The sequence below is a fragment of the Coralloluteibacterium stylophorae genome, assembly GCF_018122625.2.
In the GTDB taxonomy this organism is placed as follows: domain Bacteria; phylum Pseudomonadota; class Gammaproteobacteria; order Xanthomonadales; family Xanthomonadaceae; genus Coralloluteibacterium; species Coralloluteibacterium stylophorae.
Genome location: NZ_JAGQFT020000009.1, coordinates 25,291 through 46,007, shown reverse-complemented (window position 1 = coordinate 46,007; position 20,717 = coordinate 25,291). Strand labels below are relative to the sequence as shown.

13 protein-coding genes and 1 riboswitch are annotated in these 20,717 nt (G+C 74.4%); of the genes, 1 reads left to right on the top strand and 12 read right to left on the bottom strand.

Annotation, left to right across the window (positions count from 1 at the left end; all coding sequences use genetic code 11):
* Window positions 1-19 precede the first annotated feature (19 nt).
* From KB893_RS13285 to metE, 7 genes are all read right to left on the bottom strand, one after another.
* Window positions 20-2,365, bottom strand: a complete 2,346-nt coding sequence (locus KB893_RS13285) for a ribonucleoside-diphosphate reductase subunit alpha (protein WP_211925112.1) — start codon at window positions 2,363-2,365, stop codon at window positions 20-22.
* 567 nt (window positions 2,366-2,932) lie between these two features.
* A complete protein-coding gene (locus tag KB893_RS13280; protein ID WP_211925083.1) occupies window positions 2,933-3,967 on the bottom strand; it encodes a hypothetical protein in 1,035 nt (344 codons plus the stop codon).
* Window positions 3,968-4,505: 538 nt separating this feature from the next.
* Window positions 4,506-5,447: an alpha/beta hydrolase gene (locus tag KB893_RS13275; RefSeq protein ID WP_211925082.1), complete on the bottom strand. Its 942-nt coding sequence runs from the start codon at window positions 5,445-5,447 to the stop codon at window positions 4,506-4,508.
* A gap of 62 nt (window positions 5,448-5,509) precedes the next feature.
* Complete coding sequence (locus tag KB893_RS13270) at window positions 5,510-7,669, bottom strand: TonB-dependent receptor (protein WP_211925081.1); 2,160 nt, start codon at window positions 7,667-7,669, stop codon at window positions 5,510-5,512.
* Between the two features lie 76 nt (window positions 7,670-7,745).
* Complete coding sequence (locus tag KB893_RS13265; RefSeq protein ID WP_211925080.1) at window positions 7,746-8,975, bottom strand: sialidase family protein; 1,230 nt, start codon at window positions 8,973-8,975, stop codon at window positions 7,746-7,748.
* A 4-nt stretch (window positions 8,976-8,979) separates the two neighbouring features.
* Window positions 8,980-11,091, bottom strand: coding sequence for a TonB-dependent copper receptor (locus tag KB893_RS13260; protein ID WP_211925079.1), 2,112 nt, complete (start codon window positions 11,089-11,091; stop codon window positions 8,980-8,982).
* 111 nt (window positions 11,092-11,202) lie between these two features.
* Complete coding sequence (gene metE / locus KB893_RS13255; protein WP_211925078.1) at window positions 11,203-13,485, bottom strand: 5-methyltetrahydropteroyltriglutamate--homocysteine S-methyltransferase; 2,283 nt, start codon at window positions 13,483-13,485, stop codon at window positions 11,203-11,205.
* Between the two features lie 135 nt (window positions 13,486-13,620).
* A riboswitch (cobalamin riboswitch) is annotated at window positions 13,621-13,865 on the bottom strand.
* A gap of 62 nt (window positions 13,866-13,927) precedes the next feature.
* Here metE and KB893_RS13250 point away from each other — a divergent pair.
* Entirely contained in the window at window positions 13,928-14,734 is an 807-nt protein-coding gene (locus KB893_RS13250; RefSeq protein WP_211925077.1) for a fructosamine kinase family protein, read from the top strand.
* Window positions 14,735-14,867: 133 nt separating this feature from the next.
* Here KB893_RS13250 and zapE read toward each other — a convergent pair whose 3' ends face one another.
* The 5 genes from zapE to KB893_RS13225 all read right to left on the bottom strand — a co-directional run bounded on the left by zapE (window position 14,868) and on the right by KB893_RS13225 (window position 20,711).
* Entirely contained in the window at window positions 14,868-15,953 is a 1,086-nt protein-coding gene (gene zapE / locus KB893_RS13245) for a cell division protein ZapE (protein WP_211925076.1), read from the bottom strand.
* A 31-nt stretch (window positions 15,954-15,984) separates the two neighbouring features.
* Complete coding sequence (locus tag KB893_RS13240) at window positions 15,985-16,662, bottom strand: alpha/beta hydrolase (RefSeq protein ID WP_211925075.1); 678 nt, start codon at window positions 16,660-16,662, stop codon at window positions 15,985-15,987.
* Window positions 16,663-16,711: 49 nt separating this feature from the next.
* Entirely contained in the window at window positions 16,712-18,493 is a 1,782-nt protein-coding gene (locus tag KB893_RS13235) for an ExeM/NucH family extracellular endonuclease (RefSeq protein ID WP_211925074.1), read from the bottom strand.
* 98 nt (window positions 18,494-18,591) lie between these two features.
* The gene (locus KB893_RS13230) at window positions 18,592-19,068 is read right to left on the bottom strand and encodes a c-type cytochrome (protein WP_246505666.1); all 477 of its coding nucleotides are present in this window, start codon (window positions 19,066-19,068) and stop codon (window positions 18,592-18,594) included.
* Window positions 19,069-19,241: 173 nt separating this feature from the next.
* A complete protein-coding gene (locus tag KB893_RS13225) occupies window positions 19,242-20,711 on the bottom strand; it encodes an OprO/OprP family phosphate-selective porin (protein ID WP_211925072.1) in 1,470 nt (489 codons plus the stop codon).
* Window positions 20,712-20,717 lie beyond the last annotated feature (6 nt).

Below are 20,717 nucleotides of genomic sequence, written 5' to 3'. Positions count from 1 at the left end.
TGCCCGCCCGCTCCTCGTCTTACTGGCAGGCCTCGCAGCTCTCGGGGTTCTCCAGCGAGCAGACCACCGCCGCGTTGGCCTGGGTCTGGTCGATGGCGGCCTTGGCCGGCGAGGACACCGTGGTCTTGGCGATGCGGGTGGCCGGGCGCGAGCGCAGGTAGTAGCTGGTCTTCAGGCCCTTCTTCCAGGCGTACATGTACATCGACGACAGCTGGCCGATGTTCGGGCTCTCGATGAACAGGTTCAGCGACTGCGACTGGTCGATGAAGGCGCCGCGGTCGGCGGCCATGTCGATCAGCGAGCGCATCGGCAGCTCCCACGCGGTGCGGTAGACCAGGCGCAGCGACTCGGGGATCTCGGCGATGCCCTGGATGGAGCCGTCGGCGAGCTTGATGCGGTCGCGCAGCTCGGCGGTCCACAGGCCCAGCTTCTTGAGCTCGGCGACCAGGTACTTGTTGATCTGGATGAAGTCGCCCGAGAGCGTCTCGCGCTTGAACAGGTTCGACACCTGCGGCTCGATGCACTCGTAGCAGCCGGAGATCGAGGCGATGGTCGCGGTCGGCGCGATCGCGATCATCAGCGAGTTGCGCAGGCCGGTGGCCTTGATGCGCTCGCGCAGCGCGTCCCAGCGCGCGGCGTCGGCGGGCACCACGCCCCAGGCGTCGAACTGCAGCTCGCCCTGGGCGGCGCGGGTGTCCTTGAACGACGGGTGCGGCGCGTGCTCCTGCGCCAGTTCGCTGGAGGCCGACAGCGCGTGGAAGTAGATCTCCTCGGCGACCTTGGCCGACAGCGCCCGCGCGGCGTCCGAGTCGAACGGCAGGCGCAGCTTGAAGAACACGTCCTGCAGGCCCATCGCGCCCAGGCCGACCGGGCGCCAGCGCAGGTTGGCCTGGCGCGCGGTGTCGATCGGGTAGAAGTTGAGGTCGATGACGCGGTCGAGCTGGCGCACGGCGATGCGCACGGTCTCGGCGAGCTTGTCGTAGTCGAAGTAGTACGCGCCCGACTCGGCGCGCTCGACGTGCTGGCCGAGGTTGATCGAGCCGAGGTTGCACACCGCGGTCTCCGACTGGGAGGTGACCTCGAGGATCTCGGTGCACAGGTTGGACAGGTGCACCACGTTGCCCGGCTTCGCGGTCTGGTTGCAGGCGCGGTTGGACTTGTCCTTGAAGTTCATCCAGCCGTTGCCGGTCTCGGCGAGCGTGCGCATCATCCGCGCGTACAGCTCGCGCGCCTTGACCTGGCGCACCGCCAGGCCCTTGGCCTCGGCCTGCTCGTAGACGCGCTCGAAGGCCTCGCCCCACAGGTCGGTCAGCTCCGGCACCGCCTTCGGGTCGAACAGCGACCACATGCCGTCGGCCTCGACCCGCTTCATGAACAGGTCGGGGATCCAGTTGGCGAGGTTGAGGTTGTGGGTGCGGCGCGACTCGTCGCCGGTGTTGTCGCGCAGCTCCAGGAACTCCTCGACGTCGCCGTGCCACGGCTCCAGGTAGACGCAGGCCGCGCCCTTGCGCTTGCCGCCCTGGTTCACCGCCGCGACCGAGGAATCCAGCGTCTTCAGCCACGGCACGATGCCGTTGGAGTGGCCGTTGGTGGACTTGATCAGCGAGCCGCGCGAACGCACGCGGGTGTAGGACAGGCCGATGCCGCCGGAGAACTTCGACAGCATCGCCACGTCGGCGTAGCGCGAGTAGATCGACTCCAGCGTGTCGGTCGGCGAATCCAGCAGGAAGCACGACGACAGCTGCTCGTGGCTGGTGCCGGCGTTGAACAGGGTCGGCGACGAGGGCATGTAGTCGAGCGAGGCCATGCGCTGGTACAGCGCCAGCGCGTCCTGCACGTCCTCCGACAGGGCGCAGGCCACGCGCATGAAGAACTGCTGCGGGGTCTCGATGACGTGGCGCGCGGTCGGGTGGCGCACGAGGTAGCGGTCGTAGAGCGTGCGCAGGCCGAAGTAGTCGAAGCGCTTGTCGTACTCCCTGTCGATCGCGTCGTTGAGCTTGCGCGCATTGGTCTGCACGAAGTTCAGCAGGCGGTCGGAGATCAGGCCCAGCTCGTGGCCGCGCGCGACCGACTGCGAGAACGCGTGGATCTCCTGGCCGGCCACTTCCTTGTCGATGTAGGCGGCGAGCAGGCGCGCGGCGAGGCGGCCGTACTCCGGCTCCTCGCCGATCAGCAGCGCCGAGGTGCGGATCGACAGCTCGTCGAGCTCGCGCGTGGAGGCGCCGTCGTAGAGGCCGGAAATGGTGCGCGTGGCCACGCGCATCGGGTCGATCTCGTACAGGCCCTCGGCGCTGCGGCCGATCGCGCGCACGATCTTGTTGAGATCGACCGGCTCGCGCGAGCCGTTGCGCTTGGTGACGGTCATCGCCGTCGCCGAATGCGGCGCGGTCAGGTTGAACGCGGGGGCTTCGCCACGGGCCGGGGCGGCCGGCGGGGCGGAAGCGGTCTCGGGCGCGGACGACGGGGCGGCGACGGCGTCGGGATTCATGGTCTCGGTCCTTGTGGAGGCGACAGGATGAGGAGCGGGCGCGGCAGGCCGCGCGGTCGCGCCCGACATGGACGGATCGCGCGGCCGTCCCCCGGCGGCCGGTGCGATCGCGTGCTGCGAGCGCCATCGGTAACGCCAGCGGTCGAGGCCTGCCGGCGTGCTGGGCACCCAAGATAGTGGGGTCCCCCCGGGGGGTCAACACAAGATTTGGTGCTCGTCCGGCCTCGGCGGCCAACTGCCTGTTTCGCCCGGGAAGGCGCGTGGCAGGCGGCTTTGCGGCATTCTTGGATGCGCCGGGGCGCGCCCGGCGATGACGGTTCGGCCGCATCCGCGGAGCCAGTCGCGGCGCGCAGGACGGGCAGTTTCACCGCCGAGGGTCTCGCCGGCTGCGACCGCGCGACCGTCCGTCGTCTTGTGGCGGCGTGCGACGCCGGCCGGCGGTGCTCAGCCGGCGGCGGCGACGGGATGCAGGGCGGCGGCGGGGACGGTGATCGGCGCACGCGGGGTGCGCGCCTCGTAGACCGGTTCCAGCGGATGGCCGCCGTCGGGATGCGCCTGGGCGGCGTCGACCCGCCACACCCGCGGCGGCGCACCGTCGCCGGCCAGGGCCAGCGGCGAATTGGGACAGGCGCCGGCGGCGGGGCCGTCCAGGCGCTGGTAGAGCTCGTTGAGCGGCTGCGGGCCCGGCGCCGGCAGCAGCCCGCTGTCGACGTCGAAGGGCGGCGCGAAGGCGCCGCTGGCCTCCGGCTCGACGAGCTCGACGAACTTGCACAGGTACAGGTCACATGCCTCCAGCGCCCGCAGCAGCGCGCGGCGCTCGTGGTCGGGGAGGCCGGCGGCGTGGCCGACGCCGGCCGCGGCCTCGCGCAGCGCGGCGAGCTGGCGGAAGGCGCCGCCGAGGTAGTTGGCCTGCAGCTCGTCGAGGCGCGCCTTGCGGATCAGCTCCTCGACCGGCAGCAGCGCGCGGCTGGCGCCGGTCTCGCTGCGCGTGGTGCCGGTCGCGCCTTCGCGCACCGTCGGCAGGGTCGGATAGGGATAGGGACCGGCCACGCCGAACGCGAAGCGCACGTCGCCGTGCCCGTTCCAGCCGTGCAGGCCGCGCAGGTCGTCGCCGGCCGAGGCCTGCACCAGCATGCGCGCCGCATCGCCGAGGCGGTCGATCACCATGCGCCAGGGCGTGGCGTCCGGCGCGCTGACCTCCACCACGATGCGCTTGTCCGGGCGCTGTCCCTCCGCGGCGGGCTGCGCCCGCGGCAGGCGGCGCGGCGGCGGTGCCGACGGCGCCACCACGACCGGGCGGCGCGCCTCGAGCAGCGCCTGCTGCATGGTCTGCTGCACCTGGCGGCATTTCGCCTCGGCTGCCTCCAGGTCGCCTTCGAGTTCCGTGGCCCGGGCCTTGTGCCGCGACACCGCCGCCAGCAGCCAGGCCACGGTCAGCGCCAGCGCGAGCACGCCTGCGCAGAGGATGGCTTCGAGCATGTCGGGCTCCGGGCAGGACGGAAGGGAGGGGCCGGCTCCGCCCTGGGCGGACCGCCGGAGAACGCCCCGCTATCGGCCGCCGCCGCGGAAGATTGAGTCGATCCGGTCACGCTTCGGAGCGCCGTGCGCATCCACGGCACGCTTCTGCCGCGACCCGGCACGCGCTGTGGGAGGGGCTTCAGCCGCGACGGAGGTTTGCATCAGCGCGGGGCGCAGTCGGGGCTGAAGCCCCTCCCCCAGGAGGCCGGGTGGGTGGGGCGCCACAGCACCGGAAGACGCCTCGGGTCCCGGTTCCCCCTTCCCGCCCCACCACCACCGCCCTTCGCGCAACGGCCTCGCGCGGCGGTTCTCGCCTCGACCCGATGTGGGAGGGCTTCAGCCCCCGACGCGGCGGCGTGGGGCGTGGCGCCGGTCGCGGCTGAAGCCGCTCCTACAGGAGGTCGGTCGCGTGGGGAGCCACGGGCACCGCACGACGCCTCAGGTCCCGATTCCCCATTCCCGCCCCACCACCACCGCCTCACCCCCGTCCCACCGCCTCTCAGAACCCCAGCGCGACCGGCACGCTGGCGTCGAGGGTCTGGCCGTGGGTGAGGCCGGGAAGGGTGCGGTAGGTCGCGTCGACCCGGGCCAGGGCGTCGAGGCGTTCGACCAGCGCCGGCCCGGCGTCGGCCGGCGCGGCGGCGAGACGGCGTGCGCGTTCGGCGGCACGCGGATCGGCGGCAGCCCGGATTCCGGCGCGACGCTGCGCATCGGCGTGCTCGTCGCCGCCGTGCAGGACCAGCACGTGCTCGGCCGCGGGCGATGCCGGTCCCGCCCAGCGCGCGGCGGCGGCCAGGATGCGGCCGTCCTGCCACCACAGCGAGGGGCTCGCCGCGACCCAGTGCGAGAACGCGTGCGGATGCGCCATCAGCGTGTGCAGCACGAACAGGCCGCCGTAGGAATGGCCCCACAGCGTGCGGCGCCCGGGATCCAGCGCCGCCAGCGCCTCGACCCGGGGACGGATGGCGTCCTCGAGCAGGGCGAAGAAGACCTCCGCGCCGCCGACGGTGCGGCCGGGCCGGTCCGGGTCCGGTTCCGGGCCGCCGCCGGGCGCCGCCGGGGTGTAGTCGAAGGCGCGGGCCTCGACGTCCAGGCGCAGCCCCGTCGCCGGGCCGATCGCCACGATCACCGGCGCGTCGCCGCTCGCCAGCAGCCGTTGGACATCGGCATCGGCGATCGCCGGGAACGCGGCGTTGCCGTCGAGCAGCCACACCGAACGGAATCCGGCGGCCGGCGCGGGCCGGTCCGGGATCGCCACCTGCACCCGGTAGTGGCGCGCACCGTCGAGCGACGCCAGCTCGAAGCGCTCGTAGCGGTAGCCGGCGACGGCGCGGTCGGCGATGGAGGGCGCCGCCGGCTGGTCGAGGCGCGGCTGCGCGGTCGCGGTGGAGGCGGCGAGGGCGAGCGCGATGGGCAGGAAGCGGGCGGCGCGACGGAGCATGGACGGCGTCTCGGAACGGAGCAGCCGCCCAGTCTAGGCGAGAACGGTTCTCGTCTTCAGGCTCAGAACGCGGTGCGCAGGCTCAGCTCGAGCGTGCGTGGCTCGCCGAGGTAGAGCATCGGCGTGCCGGTCACGTACTGCGCATAGGTGCGGTCGCCGAGGTTGCGTCCGCGCAGCGTCAGCGAGGTCGCGGCGCTCGCCTGCCAGCGCAGGTCGGCGCCGAGCACCGTGTAGCCGCCGACCTCGAGCGTGTTGGCCTGGTCGGCGAAGCGCGCCGACACCGCGCGCGCATCCATGCCCAGCGACCAGTCTGGCGCCAGCGTCCAGCGCAGCCACAGGTTGCCGACCCGCGCCGGCGTGTTCGACGGCCGGTTGCCGGCAAGCGACACCGACACGCCGTCGATCGTCTGCACGAACTCGTCGAGGCTGGCGTCGACCCAGGCCAGGTTGCCGTCGATGCGCAGCCGCGGATGCGCCTGCAGCGAGAAGGCCGCCTCCACGCCGCGCGCGGACTGCTGGCCGACCGGCAGGGTCTGCCCGGGATTGTCGGGGTCGGCGATGGCCAGGTCCTCGCGCACGATGCGGTAGCCGGCGAGCGTGGCCCAGCCGCGCGCGCCGAGGTCGACCTTGGCGCCGGCCTCGACCTGGCGCCCGGTGGTGAGGTCGAAGTCCTGCAGCGTGCCGAGGTTGGCGGTCGACAGGATCCCGGCCGGCGGGTCCGCCGCGGTGGCGACCTGTGCGTAGAGGTTCGCCGCCGGGGTCAGCGCGAAGCTCAGGCCGGCGCGCCCGGTGGTGGGGCTGTAGCGGCGGTCGAAGCGCGCCGGGTTGGTCGCGCTGGGCGCACGGTGGTTGACCACGTCGAGGTCGATGCGGTCGTGGCGCAGGCCGGTCAGCAGCGACAGCCGCGGGGAGAGTTCGGTCAGGTTCTCCACGAACAGGGCCTGGCTGTGCAGGCGGTTGGTGCGGTCGGGCTCGAAGCCCGGGGCCATTCCCGGCACGTCGTAGAAGTTGCCGGGGGTCACCGCGTCCACCGGCACCGTGTCGAGCGTGCCGGAGACCGAGCGCGGGAAGCGCGTCTGCCGGTTGAAGGCGACATCGAGCCCGAGGCTCCACTGCGTCGGCAGCGCGCCGATGCGGCCGGCCTGCAGCCATTCGAGGCGGTCGCCGAAGACCTCCTGGTCGTGGCGCTGCAGCAGCGCGCCGGAGCGCTCGACGCCGCCGTCGGCGCCGGGGCGGTAGGTCTCGACGTTGCGGTAGTCGCGCAGCGCATCGTAGTGGTAGAGCGTATTGCCCAGGCGCGCGTCGGCGCCTGCCTGCCATTCGGTCAGCGAGCGCACCCAGGTCACGTCCTGGCCGTAATGGCCGTCGGCGACGTTGTAGTTGCGGAACGCGCTGCCCGGCAGGACCTGCAGGCGGCCGTCGGCATCGGCCACCGCCGGCGTGCCCCAGTACGGCCGCTGCGCGTCCTCGATCTGGTGCTCGACGGCGAGCGTATGCGCCAGCGCGGCGGTGAGCTGGGTGCGCAGCGAGGCGGCGGCGGTCCAGCTCTCGCGCTCGCTGCGGTCGACGTAGCCGTCGGTGGCGCTGTGCGCGACATCGACGCGCAGTGCGTGGCCGCTGTCGGCGCCGCCGAGCGTGCGGTTGCCGCCGACGGCGACCGTCTGGCTGTCGAAGCTGCCGACGCTGGCCATGGCCTCGCCGCCGTCGACGCCGGCCTGCGCGAGCCGGGTCACGTAGTTGATGGCGCCGCCGATCGCGCCGACGCCGTGCAGGAAGCTCGACGGCCCGCCGATGGCCTCGACCCGGTCGTAGATCCAGCCGTCCACCGGGCGTGCGGCGATGGAGGCGTACTGCACGTCGATGCCGTTGAACAGCTGGCTGATCTGGCTGCCGGAGAAGCCACGATAGGTCACCGCGTTGCCGTTGCCGGGCGGCGCGGCCACGGTGAGCCCGGGGATGCCGTACAGCGCCTCCTGCGTGCTGCGCACGCCGCGTTCGTCCATCAGCGCGCGGTCGATCACGCTGACGCTGGCCGGCAGCGGCTTCAGGTCGATGTCGAGGCGGGTGCCGCCGCCCGCGGGCGCGGCCAGTCCCGCGCGCCTGCCGACGACGTCGATGCGGTCGAGCCGGCGCGCGTCCGTGTCGACCTGCTGGGCGAGCACCGGGGCGGCGACGGCGAGGAGGGCCGCGGAGGCGAGCGGAGAACGGCGGATGACGGGCATGGGGGAGGCGCTGGCTGCGGGGCGCGCAGCTTCGGGCAGCCGCCGCGGCCGGCCAATGCGACCGGATGTCGCAGGCTCAGCGCACGCGTGCGCCGCGCAGCACCGGCCGGCCGTCGACCACGTCCGTCCAGACCAGATGGGCGATGCCGTCGCGGAGCGCCAGGCGCGGCAGTCCGCTGGCGCGACCGGCGGCGGCGAGGCGGGCGACGTCGACGCTGTCCGCGTGCGCCAGCGCCGCGTCGTAGCGGGCCAGGCGCAGGCGCTGGCCCTGGCCATCCGACTCCAGCCAGGCCAGGCGCACGCCGTCGGCGTCGCCGGCCAGCGCCACCCGTCCCAGCACCTGCGGCCCGCGCGCCACGGTCACCGGCGCGGCGAAGCGGTCGCCGGCGTCGTCCGAACGCGCCAGGCGCAGCTCCGGCTCGCCGTCGGCCTCGGTGTACCAGGCCACCCACACGCGCAGGCCCTCGGCGTGCACCGCCGGCCCGTTGACCGGGCAGCCGGCGATCTTCCAGCCGTCCTCGTGCACGGCGACCGGCGCCGTCCAGGCGCCGTCGGCGAAGCGCACCAGGCGGATGTCGCGGATCTCGTCGGCGCTGCGCCCGCGGTAGACCACGACCTGGCCGCGTGAGGTCGCCGCCGAGGCCGTGGTGCAGCAGTCGCAGGTCGAGGCGTCCAGCGGCCACTCGCCGCGACGCTGGACGTCGCCGTCGAACAGCGCCGCGCGCAGCATCATCGGCGCGCCGCCGCCATGCTCGTGCCCGGCGTGCGCGTGCTCGCCGCCGGCGCGCGCCGCGGCCTTCTGCCGGCTGTCGAGCCAGGCCACGCCGAGGGTCGAGGCGTCCTGCGCCCACAAGGTCACGAAGCCGCGATCGCCCGGCGCGCGCTCGGTGTCGACGGCGACCGGCGCCGACCAGCTCGCGCCGCCGTCGCCGGAGCGGACCATGTCGATGCCGTAGTCCATGCGCCCCGGTCCCGTGCTGCGCAGCCAGTGCGCCCACAGCGAGCCGTCGGCCAGCGCCCACACGTGCGGCGTGTCGGCCCAGTTCACGAACCAGTCCCCGCCGCGCGCGACCTCGACCGGGGCCGCCCACGTGGTGCCGTCGCCGCGGGCCAGTCGCAGGCGGTGGCCGTCGCCGTCCTGCTCCAGCCAGCTCAACAGCAGCGCACCGCCCGGCGCGGCGACCAGGTCCGGCTGCGCGGCGCGGCCGGTGGCCGGCAGCGGCCAGGGCTCGACCTCGGCCGCGCCCGCGATGCCGCTGGCGAAGACCGCGGCGAGGAACAGGTCACGCACGGTGGAGAACGTCATGCCGTCAGTAGCCGAAGTCGACCCGGGCCCACAGCGTACGGCCGGGCTCGCCGATCCGGACCGGTTCGGCCGGATAGCCGAAGCCGGCGTCGCCGGCGAGGTTGAGGTGCTCGGCATAGCGGCGGTCGAAGAGGTTGTCGATGCCGGCTGCCAGCGTCCAGCGCGCGTCGACGCGCCAGGCCGCGTTCGCCGAGGTCACCGCGAACCCCTTCGAGGGCCCGAGGTCGCGCCCGACCACGTTGCCGCGACCGGTGGCGACCCGGTCCTGCGCGCGCACCCCGCGCACCTGCGCGCCGGCCGACCACGGCCCGCGCGCCCAGGCCACGCCGAGCCGCGCCTCCAGCGGCGGGATCTGCGGCAGGGCCTCGCCGTCGTCGCGGTTCCCGGCCCAGGCGTAGGCGAGCGACCCGTCGACGGTCCAGGCCGCGCCGAGCCGCATGCTGCCGCCGAGTTCGCCGCCGCGGATGTCGGCATCGACGTTGCGCGCGCGGGTGGTGTCGCCCATCGCGCCGCCGGCCAGGTAGTCGAACAGGATGAAGTCGTCCTGGCGTCCGGCGTAGGCCGACACCCACGCCTCGGCGCGGGCGCTGCGGTAGGTGAGGCCGAGGTCGAGCTGGGTGGTGGTCTCCGGCCGCACCGCGGCGAAGGCGTTCACCGCGCCCTCCGGGCCGAGGGTGGGCGAGAACAGCTCCCAGTAGTCGGGCATGCGTTCGCTGCGGCCGACGCCGGCATGGACCTGCACCGGCGTCCCGGCGAGCGCATGCTCGATGCGCAGGAAGCCCGCCGTGAGCGTGTCCTCGCGGCGTCGGCCGGCGGTCGGATTGGGCATGGCCATCGCCATGCCGTCGTCCATGCCCATGTCCATGCCGCCGCCCATGCCGTCGTCGCCGCCCATGTCCATGCCGCCGACGGTGGCGCGGCGGTCGGCGACCGCGGCGCGATCGATGCGCGCACCGGCGACCAGGCGGTCCTGCGCCGAGAGCGCCACGCGCGCTTCCCCGAACACCCCGACGCGGCTGAAGCGCGCGTCCGGATCCCACCCGTTGGCCATGCCCGGCAGCATCGCGGTGCCGTTGCGGTGGTCGCTGCGCTCCGCATCGACCCCGGTCGCCAGCTCGGTCGCATCCCAGCGGAAGGTGGCGGCGACGCGCGCGCCGACGGTGCGGCGGTCGACCGCGGCGAGCATCGCCGTCGGCATCGGCCCGGTCGGGTCCGGCTCGCGCAGCCCGTAGTTGTCCATGATGTGGTCGGCGTGGTTGTAGTAGGCCCGCGCATCGACGGCGTCGAGCACGCCGCCGACGTTCTGCTTCTCGATGCGCAGGCCGAGGCTCTCGCGGCGGAACCGGGTGCCGTCCATGCCGCGCCCGGCGTAGCGCGCCTTGCCGTCGCCGGCGCCGGCGCTGAGCTCGATGCGGGTGTCGGCATCGGGCGTGACGCCGAAGGCGGCGTCCGCGTTCCACTTGCGCCACAGCGAGGGCACCGTCTCCCCGTCGCCGTCCTCGTAGTCGTCCTGCTCGGAGCGGTTGGCGTTGAGGCGGGCATAGGCGGCGGGGCCGCCGGCGGCGACGTCCAGCGTCTGCTCGTTGCGGCCGAAGCTGCCGACCAGGGCACTGCCCTGGGCGCGCACCCCGGGCGTGTCGAAGCGCTCGGTCTCGCGCTCGAACAGCACGGTGCCGGCGGAGGCGACCGGCCCCCACAGCACCGTCTGCGGGCCCTTGATCACGGTCAGCGCGTCGAAGTTCTGCGGCGCGATGTAGGAACTCGGCGCGTCCATGCGCGCCGGGCAGGCGCCGAGCATGGCGCCGCCGTTCACCAGCAGCGACAGTCGCGAGCCGGACTGGCCGCGCAGCACCGGATCGCCGTTGCTGCCGCCGCTGCGGATCGCCGCGAACCCGGGAATGGTCTTGAGGTAGTCGGCGGCGTCGCTGGCCGGCACCGGCTGGCGCGGCTGCTTCGGGTCGGTGACGAAGGTCAGCGGCGAGGAGGGCGCCACGCCCGTCACCACCACCGTGTCCATGCGCTCGATCCTGGCCTCTTCGGCGGCAGGTTGGTCGGCGAGCGCGGCGGCGGGCAGGGCGGTGGCGACGGCGAGGCAGAGGAGACGGACGGGTGGCATCGCGGTGAGGCGGATCGGTGGCGCCCGCCATTGCAGCAGCGGCCTGCGCCGTCGCCCATGCGACCCGATGTCGCAGGCCGGGCCGGCCGCGTCGTGGCCGGCCCGGCCGGCTCAGGCGGTCGCCGCGAGGCGCGCGCGCACCGCATGCGCGGCGGCGACCATCCGCCGCAGCGCGCCCTCGACCTCCGCCCAGCCGCGGGTCTTGAGCCCGCAGTCCGGGTTCACCCACAGCTGGTCGGGGGCCAGCACCTCCAGCGCGCGCGCGAGCAGGGCCTCGATCTCCGCCTGCTCCGGCACCCGCGGCGAGTGGATGTCGTAGACGCCGGGGCCGATCGCGTTCGGATAGCGGAAGTCGGCGAAGGCGCCGAGCAGCTCCATCCGCGAGCGGCTGGTCTCGATCGAGATCACGTCGGCGTCCAGCGCCGCCACCGCCTCGATGATGTCGTTGAACTCGGCGTAGCACATGTGGGTGTGGATCTGGGTCTCGTCGGCGACGCCGCCGGCGCTGATGCGGAAGGCTTCCACCGCCCAGGCGAGGTAGGCCGGCCAGTCGGCGCGGCGCAGCGGCAGGCCCTCGCGCAGCGCCGGCTCGTCGATCTGCACGATGCCGATGCCGGCGGCCTCCAGGTCGAGCACCTCGTCGCGCAGTGCCAGCGCGATCTGCCGGCAGACCTCGGCGCGCGGCAGGTCGTCGCGCACGAACGACCACTGCAGCATGGTCACCGGCCCGGTGAGCATGCCCTTCATCGGCTTCGGGGTCAGCGACTGCGCGAGCGTCGACCAGGCCACGGTCATCGGCGCCGGCCGCGCGACGTCGCCGACGATCACCGGCGGCTTCACGCAGCGCGAGCCATAGCTCTGCACCCAGCCCTGCTTCGTGAACAGGTAGCCGTCGAGCTGTTCGCCGAAGTACTCGACCATGTCGTTGCGCTCGGGCTCGCCGTGCACCAGCACGTCGAGGCCGAGCGCTTCCTGTGCCCGCACCACGCGCTCGACCTCGGCCTCGAGCACGCGCCGGTACCCGGCGTCGGGCAGGCGCCCGGCGCGGTTGTCGGCGCGCGCGCGGCGCAGGGCGTCGGTCTGCGGGAACGAGCCGATGGTGGTGGTCGGCAGCGGCGGCAGGGCGAGGCGCGCGTCCTGCACGCGGCGGCGCTGTGCGTGGCCGCTGGCGCGGCTGGACGCCTCCGGCGTCAGCGCGGCGACCCGTGCGCGCACGTCCGCGCGGCGCACCTGCGGCGCCACGCGGCGGCGGGCCAGGGCGCGGCGGCGGGCGTCGAGCGCCGGCACCGCGGCGCCGGCCAGCGCATCGGCATAGTCGCGGCACTCGGCGATCTTCTGCCTGGCGAAGGCGAGCCAGGCGCGGACTTCCGGGTCGAGCCGGGTCTCCTCGTCGAGGTCGATCGGCACGTGCAGCAGCGAGCACGACGGCGCGATCCACAGGCGTCCGGCGCCGATGCGCTCGCGTGCGCGTTCGAGCCGCGGCAGCACCGCATCCGGGTCGCTGGCCCAGACGTTGCGGCCGTCGACCACCCCGGCGGAGAGCACGCGGCCGGCGGGCAGGGTGTCGAGCACCGCGTCGAGCTGGTCCGGCGCGCGCACGAGATCCACGTGCAGGCCGTCCACCGGCAGCTCGGCGGCGAGGCCGAGGTTGTCGCCGAGCGCGCCGAAGTAGCTGGCGAGCAGCCGCTTCGGCCCCGCATCGGCGAGCGCGGCATAGGCGCGCAGGCAGGCCGCGCGCGCCGCGGGCGACAGGTCCAGCACCAGGCAGGGCTCGTCGAGCTGCACCCACTCGGCGCCCTCGCGGTGCAGGGCGGCGAGCAGGTCGCGGTAGGCCGGCAGCAGCCCGTCGAGCAGGTCGAGCGCCTCGCTGCCGTCGGTGGTCTTGGCCAGCAGCAGGAAGCTGACCGGCCCGAGCAGCACCGGCCGCGCCGCGAGCCCGGCGGCGCGCGCCTCGCGCAGCTCGGCCAGCGGCTTGTCTCCGGCCAGGCGGAAGCGGGTGTGCGCGTCGAGCTCGGGGACGATGTAGTGGTAGTTGGTGTCGAACCACTTGGTCATCTCCAGCGCGCGCAGGTCGAGGCCGTCGCGCTTGTGCCCGCGCGCCATCGCGAAATAGGCGGCGAGCGGGTCCTGCGCCTGCAGCGCGCGGAAGCGCTCCGGCACCGCGTCGAACAGCACCGCGGTGTCGAGGACGTGGTCGTACAGCGAGAAGTCGTTGACCGGCACGACGTCGGCGCCGGCCGCGCGGGCGAGGCGCCAGTGCCGCAGGCGCAGTGCGGCGGCGGTGGCGGCGAGGGCGGCGGCGTCGGTCTCGCCGCGCCAGAAGGCCTCCAGCGCCTTCTTCAGTTCGCGGCGGCGGCCGATGCGGGGGAAACCGGACAGGGTGACGAGGGACATGGATGCACTCCGACGATGCGATCGATGGACCGGGCCGCGAAGGCATGCAGGCGCGCGGCACCGCACCGGCGCAGGCCGCGGTGTCCACACGCCGGCGCCTCCCCCGCGGGATGCCCGGCATGACGCGACGTGCTGCCGCACGCCGCGGCCGGGGCAGGTCTTCGGGCTCGTGGACACGGGCGCTGGCAGCGCCCACCTAGGCCGTCGCTTCCCGGGCGCGGGGCGCCCAGTGCCTTTGCGACGCGCGCGGGAGGCGCGCGACGTGACGGCGTTCGTTTCCACATACCGCTGCGGGGCAGCTCCGGAGTCGCACCGGATTCCCTCTTAGTCCATCGCTCCATTTGCATGAAGCGATGGAAACCTCGGCGGACGGACGTTACGCCGCCGCGGGCGCGGCGGTCAATCGCCTGCAGCGGGCGCTCCGATGGCCGAGACTGCGCGCATGGACGGCGCACTCCGCACCCGCATCGACGCGCTCGGCGACGGTCTGCACCGGATCGCGCTGGGCGACGGCCGCCGCGCCGTGGTCAAGCACCGGCGCGCGGCGCCGCGAGGCTTCTTCGCGATGGAGGCGCACGGGCTCGGCCTGCTCGCCGCCGCCGCCGCACTGCGCGTGCCGGCGGTGCTGGCGGTGGCCGACGACGCCCTGGCGCTCGAGGACCTCGGCCGCGGCCGCCCCGGCCACGAGGCGTGGGCGCGCGCCGGCGCCGGTCTCGCCCGTCTGCATGCCCGTCATGGCGCCCGTTTCGGGCTCGACCGCGACGGCTGGTGCGGCGCCGGCGCCCAGGCCAACACGCCGATGGACGACGGCTGGCGCTTCTTCGCCGAGTGCCGCCTGCTGCCGCAGGCCCGGCGCGCGCGCGATGCTGGCCTGCTGGACGCACGCGACGCGGGCGCGGTCGAACGGCTCTGCGCCGCACTGCCCGCGCGCGTGCCGGCGCAGCCGCCGTCGCTCGTGCACGGCGACCTGTGGACCGCCAACCTGCACGGCTGCGCCGACGGCGACCTCGCCCTCATCGACGCCGCCGCCGCGCACCACGGCTGGGCCGAGACCGACCTCGCCATGCTGACCCTGTTCGGCAGCCCGCCGCAGCGGTTCTTCGACGCCTACCAGGCCGCCGCCGGCATCGACGCGCGCTGGCGCGGGCGCGCCGGCCTCTACAACCTCTACCACCTGCTCAACCACCTCAACCTGTTCGGCGCCGGCTACCGCGACGCCGTCCGCGCCACCCTGGCGGCGTGGGCCTGAGCCCGCCCGGCAGTCGCCACCCCGTAGGAGCGGCTTTCAGCCGGGACCGGCGGGCCGGCGGGCCATCGGGGCCGAAACCCCTCCCACAGGGCGCCGGTCGCGGCTGGCGCCGCCCCCGCGGAGGTGCCCGTCCTCAGCCGCGATGCTCGCGCGCGAGGTACTCGGCGCTGCGCATCTCGATCAGGCGCGAGGCGGTGCGTTCGAACTCGCCGGCGAGGCGGTCGCCGGCGTAGAGCTCGACGGGGCTGGCGGCGGCGGAGGCGAGCAGGTTGACCTGGCGGTCGTAGAGCTCGTCGATCAGGTGCACGAAGCGCCGCGCCGGATCGTCGTTGCCGCCGTCGAAGCGCGGGACGCCGCTGACGATGACGGTGTGGAAGTGGTGCGCAATCTCGATGTAGTCCGCGACCGCGCGCGGGCCCTCGCAGAGCGCCTCGAAGCGGAACCAGGCCACGCCGTCGCAGTGGTCGACGGTCGCGATCTCGCGGCCGTTGATGGTCAGCGGCGTGCCGTCGTGGCTGCAGTTGCGGGTCAGGCGGTCGAAGCGCTCGCGCAGCGCGGCGTCGGCCTCTTCGCCGGGCGGCACCCGGTAGACCTCGGCCTGGGTCAGCTCGCGCAGGCGGTAGTCCTGGTCGCTGACCAGCTCCAGCACGCAGCAGTGGCGCTCGAGCAGCGCGATCGCCGGCAGGAACCGCGCCCGCTGCAGGCCGCCCCTGTAGAGATTGGCCGGCGGCGTATTGGAGGTGGTGACCAGGGTGACGCCGAGCGCGAACAGGCGGTCGAACAGGCGGCCGAGGATCATCGCGTCGCCGATGTCGGAGACGAAGAACTCGTCCAGTGCCAGCAGCCGGATTTCGGCGGCGATCTCGTCGGCGACCTTGGCCAGGCGGTCGGACTCGCCCTCCAGTTCGCGCAGGCGCGCGTGCACGTCCTGCATGAAGCCGTGGAAGTGGGCGCGGCGCTTCCTCTCGATCGGAACCTGCGCGTAGAACAGGTCCATCATGAAGGTCTTGCCGCGGCCGACCCCGCCCCAGAGGTAGAGGCCGCGCACCGCCTCCGGCCGGCCGCGCAGGCCGAGCCGCGCGAGCAGGCCGCGCGGCGCCGCATCCCCGGCGAGCATGGCGGCGATGCGGTCGAATTCGGCCAGCGCCGGGCGCTGCGCGGGGTCGTCCTGCCAGCGGCCGGCGGCGACGCCGGCATCGTAGGCGGCGGACGGCGTCATCGTGCGGCGGGACGCGGAACCGTGCGCATCCTCAGGCGGCGCCGTCGGCCGCCGGCGGCAGGTTCTTGCGCACGCCGTTCTTGATCGCGCCGCGCAGGTCGAGCAGGCGCCGATGGAAGAAGTGGTCGGCCTCCGGCATCTTCACCAGGGTCGGCTTCTCCGGCAGGTCGTCGATCCACTCGTAGACGTCCTGCGGCGAGACCACGTCGTCGCTCTCGCCCTGGATCACCAGCCATGGCGCATCCGGCGGCAGCGCCGCGGAGAAGTCCCAGCGTCCGGCCGGCGGCGCGATCGAGATCATCTGCCGCACCGGCAGCTTGCGCGCGCCGAGCAGCGACACGTAGGCGCCGAACGAGAAGCCGCCCAGCCACAGCGCGCGCTCCGGGGCGACCTGCTGCACCCACTCGGCCACGGCAATGAGGTCCAGGGTCTCGCCGCGGCCGTTGTCGAACGCGCCCTCGGACTCGCCGACGCCGCGGAAGTTGAAGCGCACCGTGGCCACGCCCAGCTCGCGCAGCGCGCGGCAGGCCATGGTGACCACCTTGTTGTGCATGCTGCCGCCCTCGGTCGAGAGCGGGTGGCAGAACACCGCCACGGCGGGACGGGCCTCGCAGTCGGCGTCCGGCAGGTCCACGGCGACCTCCAGCGCGCCGGCCGGGCCGGGCAGGTGGAAGCTGGTGGAAGCGGTCGGGAAGGTATCCGGCGTCATGGCGCGATGATAGCCGATTGCCCGCAGATCGACGCCGGGAGCGCCGTTTTCAGCGCCCGATCCGCGCAGGTGCGGGACCGGCGGGATCCAGCCCGATGAGCAGCGGGTCGTGGTCGGAGGCCGCCCAGGGGCCGGCGCAGGAGGTGGCCGCGCAGCCTTCGTAGGCGAAGGCGCCGGCCTCGTCGGCGTTGACGTGCCAGTGCGCCGCGCCGCGCAGCCGCGGCGCCAGCGCCGGCGATGCCAGCGCGTGGTCGAGGCGCCCGGCCTGGCCGTCGTAGACGAAGCTGTAGTCGAACTCCGCCGCGCCCGCGTCGTCGGCGAAGGCGTCGCGCCAGCCGGCCTCGCGCAGCACCCGCAGCGGATCCTCCTGCGCGTAGGCGTTGAGGTCGCCGACCAGCAGGGTGCGCGCGCCGCCGCTGCCGGTCGGGTCGCTGCGCAGCCAGGCATCGACCCGGCGCGCGCTGTCGACGCGGGTCGGGTTCCAGCAGCCCTGGCCGTCGCCCTGGTCGGCCTCGGCACCGGCGGCGCGGCCGCAGCCCTTGGACTTGAAGTGGTTGACCGCGAGCACGAAGGCCTCGCCCTGCGCGCGGCCGTCCGCGTCCAGCGCACGCCAGGCCTGGGCCAGCGGCATGCGGCTGCGGTCGGCGAAGGGGCCGCCGCCGAGGGTGGCCGGCGCGCCCTGCGGGCGCACGCGGTCGGCGCGGTAGATCTGGGCGACGCGGATGGCATCGGTGCCGGGACCGGCGCCGGCATCGAGCGCGCGCCAGTCGTGGCCGGTCGCCGCCGCCACCGCCGCGGCGAAGCGCGCGAGCGCGGTGTCCGCGCCGCTGCCGTCGTTCTCGATCTCCATCAGCGCGACCAGGTCGGCGTCCATGGCGGCGAGCACCGCGACCAGCTTGGCCTGCTGGCGCGCGTAGGCCTCCGCGTCGGCGGCGCCGCGCGGGGTCGGGAAGCCGCCGCCGTGGCCGTCGCCGTTGAACAGGTTGAGCACGTTGAGCGCGGCGATGCGCAGCGGGCCGGCGACCGCCGGCACGCCCGGGCGCGGCGCCTGCTCGACCGCGGCCGGGGCCTGCAGCAGGCGCAGGCGGCCGCCCGCGCGCGGGTCGTAGACGGCCTCGATGCCGCGCAGGACGCTGCCCGTGCGCAGCGGCGCGCCGACGGCGGGCAGGGGCAGCAGCGCCGGATTGGGCGTGGCCTCGCCGCGGTCGTCGTCGAGCAGCACGCGACGGCGGGCGTTGTCGGCGGCCACGCGCGCCGCCGCGGCGCCGGGTGCGGCGACCTCGGTCGGCACCGGCAGGCGTCCGCCGAAGGCGGCGACGATCCCGCCGTCGCGCGCCAGTCCATAGGTGCCGCCGACGGTCAGCGGCGCGTCGACGCGCACGCGCATGCCGGCCAGCGCCGCCCAGTCCGCCGGCGGTGCGGTCAGCACCACCGGTGCCGGCGGCGAGCCGGTGCCGAGCAGGTCGACATGGGTGGCCGCCAGTTCGGCGACGCCGTCGGCCGCGCGCCGCAGCTCGCCGTGCACGCGTACGCGGCTGCCGTGCGGCAGCGCCGGGCCGGTGTCGCTCCAGCGGACCCACAGGCCCTCGGCGGTGGCCGGGTCGGCATCGGCGGCGCCCGCCGCGCTCTCCACGAAGAAGCCGCCCAGCCCGTCGCGCAGGTCGGCGCCGACCACCGCCTCGATGGTGACCGCGCCGGCCGGCGCATCCTGCAGCCCGCCCAGCGCGGTGACGACAGCGGCGCCGGGTGCGCCGGGCGTGCCGCAGGCGGCGAGCGTGGCGGCGAACAGGGCGGGGACGAGGCGGCGGAGGTACGGATGCGGACGGGTCATGGCGGCGGCGATTGCGGACGGCCGCGATGCGTGGCCGTGGGGCGGATACGACGACGCCGCCCGGAGGCGGCGTCGGATGCGGAAAAGCCCGGCGGCGGTCAGCGCGCCTGCTCGACCATCCAGTCGACCGTGGCGATCACCTGCTCGTCGGTCAGCGACGGCATGCCGCCCTTGGCCGGCATCAGGCCGGCTTCGCCCTGGAAGCCCTCGATCGCGTGGGTGTGCAGGGTGTCCATGCCCTTGGCGATGCGCGCGGTCCAGTGCGACGGATCCAGGGTCGGCGCGCCGCCGGCGCCGGTGCCGTGGCAGGCCGCGCAGACGCCGTCGTAGATGGTCTGGCCGTCGGTGCTGCCGCCGAAGGCGACCTGCGAGGCGGCGGCCTGGCGCGCGGCTTCCTCGGCGGCGGCCTTGGCCGCGGCACCGGTGGCGCCGGCGTAGACCGCGCCGACCGGCTTGAGGCGCTGCTCGATGCGGGTGGCCGCGTTGGGATCGGCTTCCGGCGGGACCGCACGCTGCACGACCATGGCCATGACGATGAGGATCACCGCCACGCCGACGAGCATGCCGATGACCATGGAGAAGCGCTTGAGGAAGTTGAGATCTTCGCGGATCACGTGCGCACCTGGCGGGCGGGAGGGGCCCGTTGGGGATCAAAGACGGCGGAGTATAGCGGGCGCGGCGGGCCGCACAAAGGCTGTACGGGGGAAGCGGGCTCCGGCCGGCGCGCGCCTTGCCGGAGCCCGCCGGCTCAGAACACGACCTGCGCGCGCAGCCCGAGCGAGTTCCCGGAGTCCTCGCCCTGGTAGGCGCCGACCTGGTTGTCGGTCTTCCAGTGCACCAGGTTGAGCATCAGCCGCGACCAGTTGTTGAGGTACCAGTTCATGCCGACGGTCACGCTGTTGCCGGTGCCGCCGCGCTCGGCGTCGCTGAAGTCGTAGTGGTCGTAGCGGCTGACCAGCTCGAACGCGCCCCAGCCGCCCTCGGTCACCGGATCCAGCACGCGGGTGGTGCCCCACACGCCCGAGCGCGTGCTGAAGCCCGGCTTCTCGCCGGTGATCAGCCAGCCGCCGTAGACCGACTGCGCCTTCTGCACGACCGAGTCCTCGGTGCTGGAGTCGATGGTGCGCTCGGTGGCCTCGGCGAAGCCCCACAGGTTGCGCCAGACGCCGCCGAGCTCCGCGCCCCAGGCGTGGTCGCGGGTGGTATCGGAGATCGAGCTGGCCGAGACCCGGGTCTCGTCGTTGAAGTGCAGGCCGATGCGCGGGACCTTGTTGATGCGGTCGATATCGGCGCCGAGTTCCTCGTCGAAGTACCAGCCGCCCAGGTGCACGAAGCCGCTGCCGGTCTTGACCGGATTCCAGTGCGCGCGGGTGCTGTAGACCAGGGTATCGGTGGCGTCGCCCTCGCTGCCGAGATCGTCGCCGGTGACGCCGACGCTGACGTGCCAGCTCGGGCCGATCAGCTTGGCCTGGCCGCCGAGGCCGAAGTAGCCGCTGTCGGGCGAGCCGACCGAGGCCACCGCGTTGCGCTCCATGAACGGCACCCGCGGCAGCGCGGTCGCGCCTTCGATGCTGCGGTCCTTGAGCCGATTGCCGGCGTAGAACTCCAGCGGCATGCCGTGGGCGTCGGTGTCCCAGGACAGGTAGGCCTCCTTCACCGTGACCGCATTGTCGGCGAAGTCGGCGTCGAGCTTGTAGCCCAGCGCGCCCATCTCGCCCTCGATGCCGAGCCGCGCCTGGCGCATCTCGGTGCCGTTGATGTTGCGCGCGTCGTAGGCGGAGCCGTCGGTGCTGGAGAAATCCATCAGCAGGCGCCCGCGCGGATGCAGGCGGAAGCGGCCGTCGGCGCTGCGGAATTCCGGCCCGCCCTTGCGCCAGCTGGTGTCGTCGCCGCCGCCGCCGCCGGCGGAGGCCTGCTGGATGCGCAGCAGGGCGGCGTCGTCGCGGGTGCTGGCGATGGCGGCGGCGACCTGCGCCTGTTCCGGGCTGGCCGGCGCCGCCGGTGCGGTCGCGGTGGCGGCGCCGGCGGCCTCCATTCCGGCCAGGCGTGCGTCCATCGCCGCGAGCTGCTGCTGCAGGGCGCGGATCTGCGCGGACTGGGCCTCGATGAGCTGGCGCATTTCGGCGGTGCCGGCGTCCTGGGCGGAGGCCAGCGGCGCGGCGGTGCCCAGGGCGAGGCCGACGAGGACGGCGAGGCGGGCGGTGCGGTGGGAAGTCATGGGTTC

What these genes read in the sequence shown, in the direction of transcription:
- KB893_RS13285 (WP_211925112.1), bottom strand. Translation starts at nt 2,365, where the DNA reads ATGACCGTCACCAAGCGCAACGGCTCGCGCGAGCCGGTCGATCTCAAC.
- KB893_RS13280 (WP_211925083.1), bottom strand. Translation starts at nt 3,967, where the DNA reads ATGCTCGAAGCCATCCTCTGCGCAGGCGTGCTCGCGCTGGCGCTGACC.
- KB893_RS13275 (WP_211925082.1), bottom strand. Translation starts at nt 5,447, where the DNA reads ATGCTCCGTCGCGCCGCCCGCTTCCTGCCCATCGCGCTCGCCCTCGCC.
- KB893_RS13270 (WP_211925081.1), bottom strand. Translation starts at nt 7,669, where the DNA reads ATGCCCGTCATCCGCCGTTCTCCGCTCGCCTCCGCGGCCCTCCTCGCC.
- KB893_RS13265 (WP_211925080.1), bottom strand. Translation starts at nt 8,975, where the DNA reads ATGACGTTCTCCACCGTGCGTGACCTGTTCCTCGCCGCGGTCTTCGCC.
- KB893_RS13260 (WP_211925079.1), bottom strand. Translation starts at nt 11,091, where the DNA reads ATGCCACCCGTCCGTCTCCTCTGCCTCGCCGTCGCCACCGCCCTGCCC.
- metE (WP_211925078.1), bottom strand. Translation starts at nt 13,485, where the DNA reads ATGTCCCTCGTCACCCTGTCCGGTTTCCCCCGCATCGGCCGCCGCCGC.
- KB893_RS13250 (WP_211925077.1), top strand. Translation starts at nt 13,928, where the DNA reads ATGGACGGCGCACTCCGCACCCGCATCGACGCGCTCGGCGACGGTCTG.
- zapE (WP_211925076.1), bottom strand. Translation starts at nt 15,953, where the DNA reads ATGACGCCGTCCGCCGCCTACGATGCCGGCGTCGCCGCCGGCCGCTGG.
- KB893_RS13240 (WP_211925075.1), bottom strand. Translation starts at nt 16,662, where the DNA reads ATGACGCCGGATACCTTCCCGACCGCTTCCACCAGCTTCCACCTGCCC.
- KB893_RS13235 (WP_211925074.1), bottom strand. Translation starts at nt 18,493, where the DNA reads ATGACCCGTCCGCATCCGTACCTCCGCCGCCTCGTCCCCGCCCTGTTC.
- KB893_RS13230 (WP_246505666.1), bottom strand. Translation starts at nt 19,068, where the DNA reads ATGGTCATCGGCATGCTCGTCGGCGTGGCGGTGATCCTCATCGTCATG.
- KB893_RS13225 (WP_211925072.1), bottom strand. Translation starts at nt 20,711, where the DNA reads ATGACTTCCCACCGCACCGCCCGCCTCGCCGTCCTCGTCGGCCTCGCC.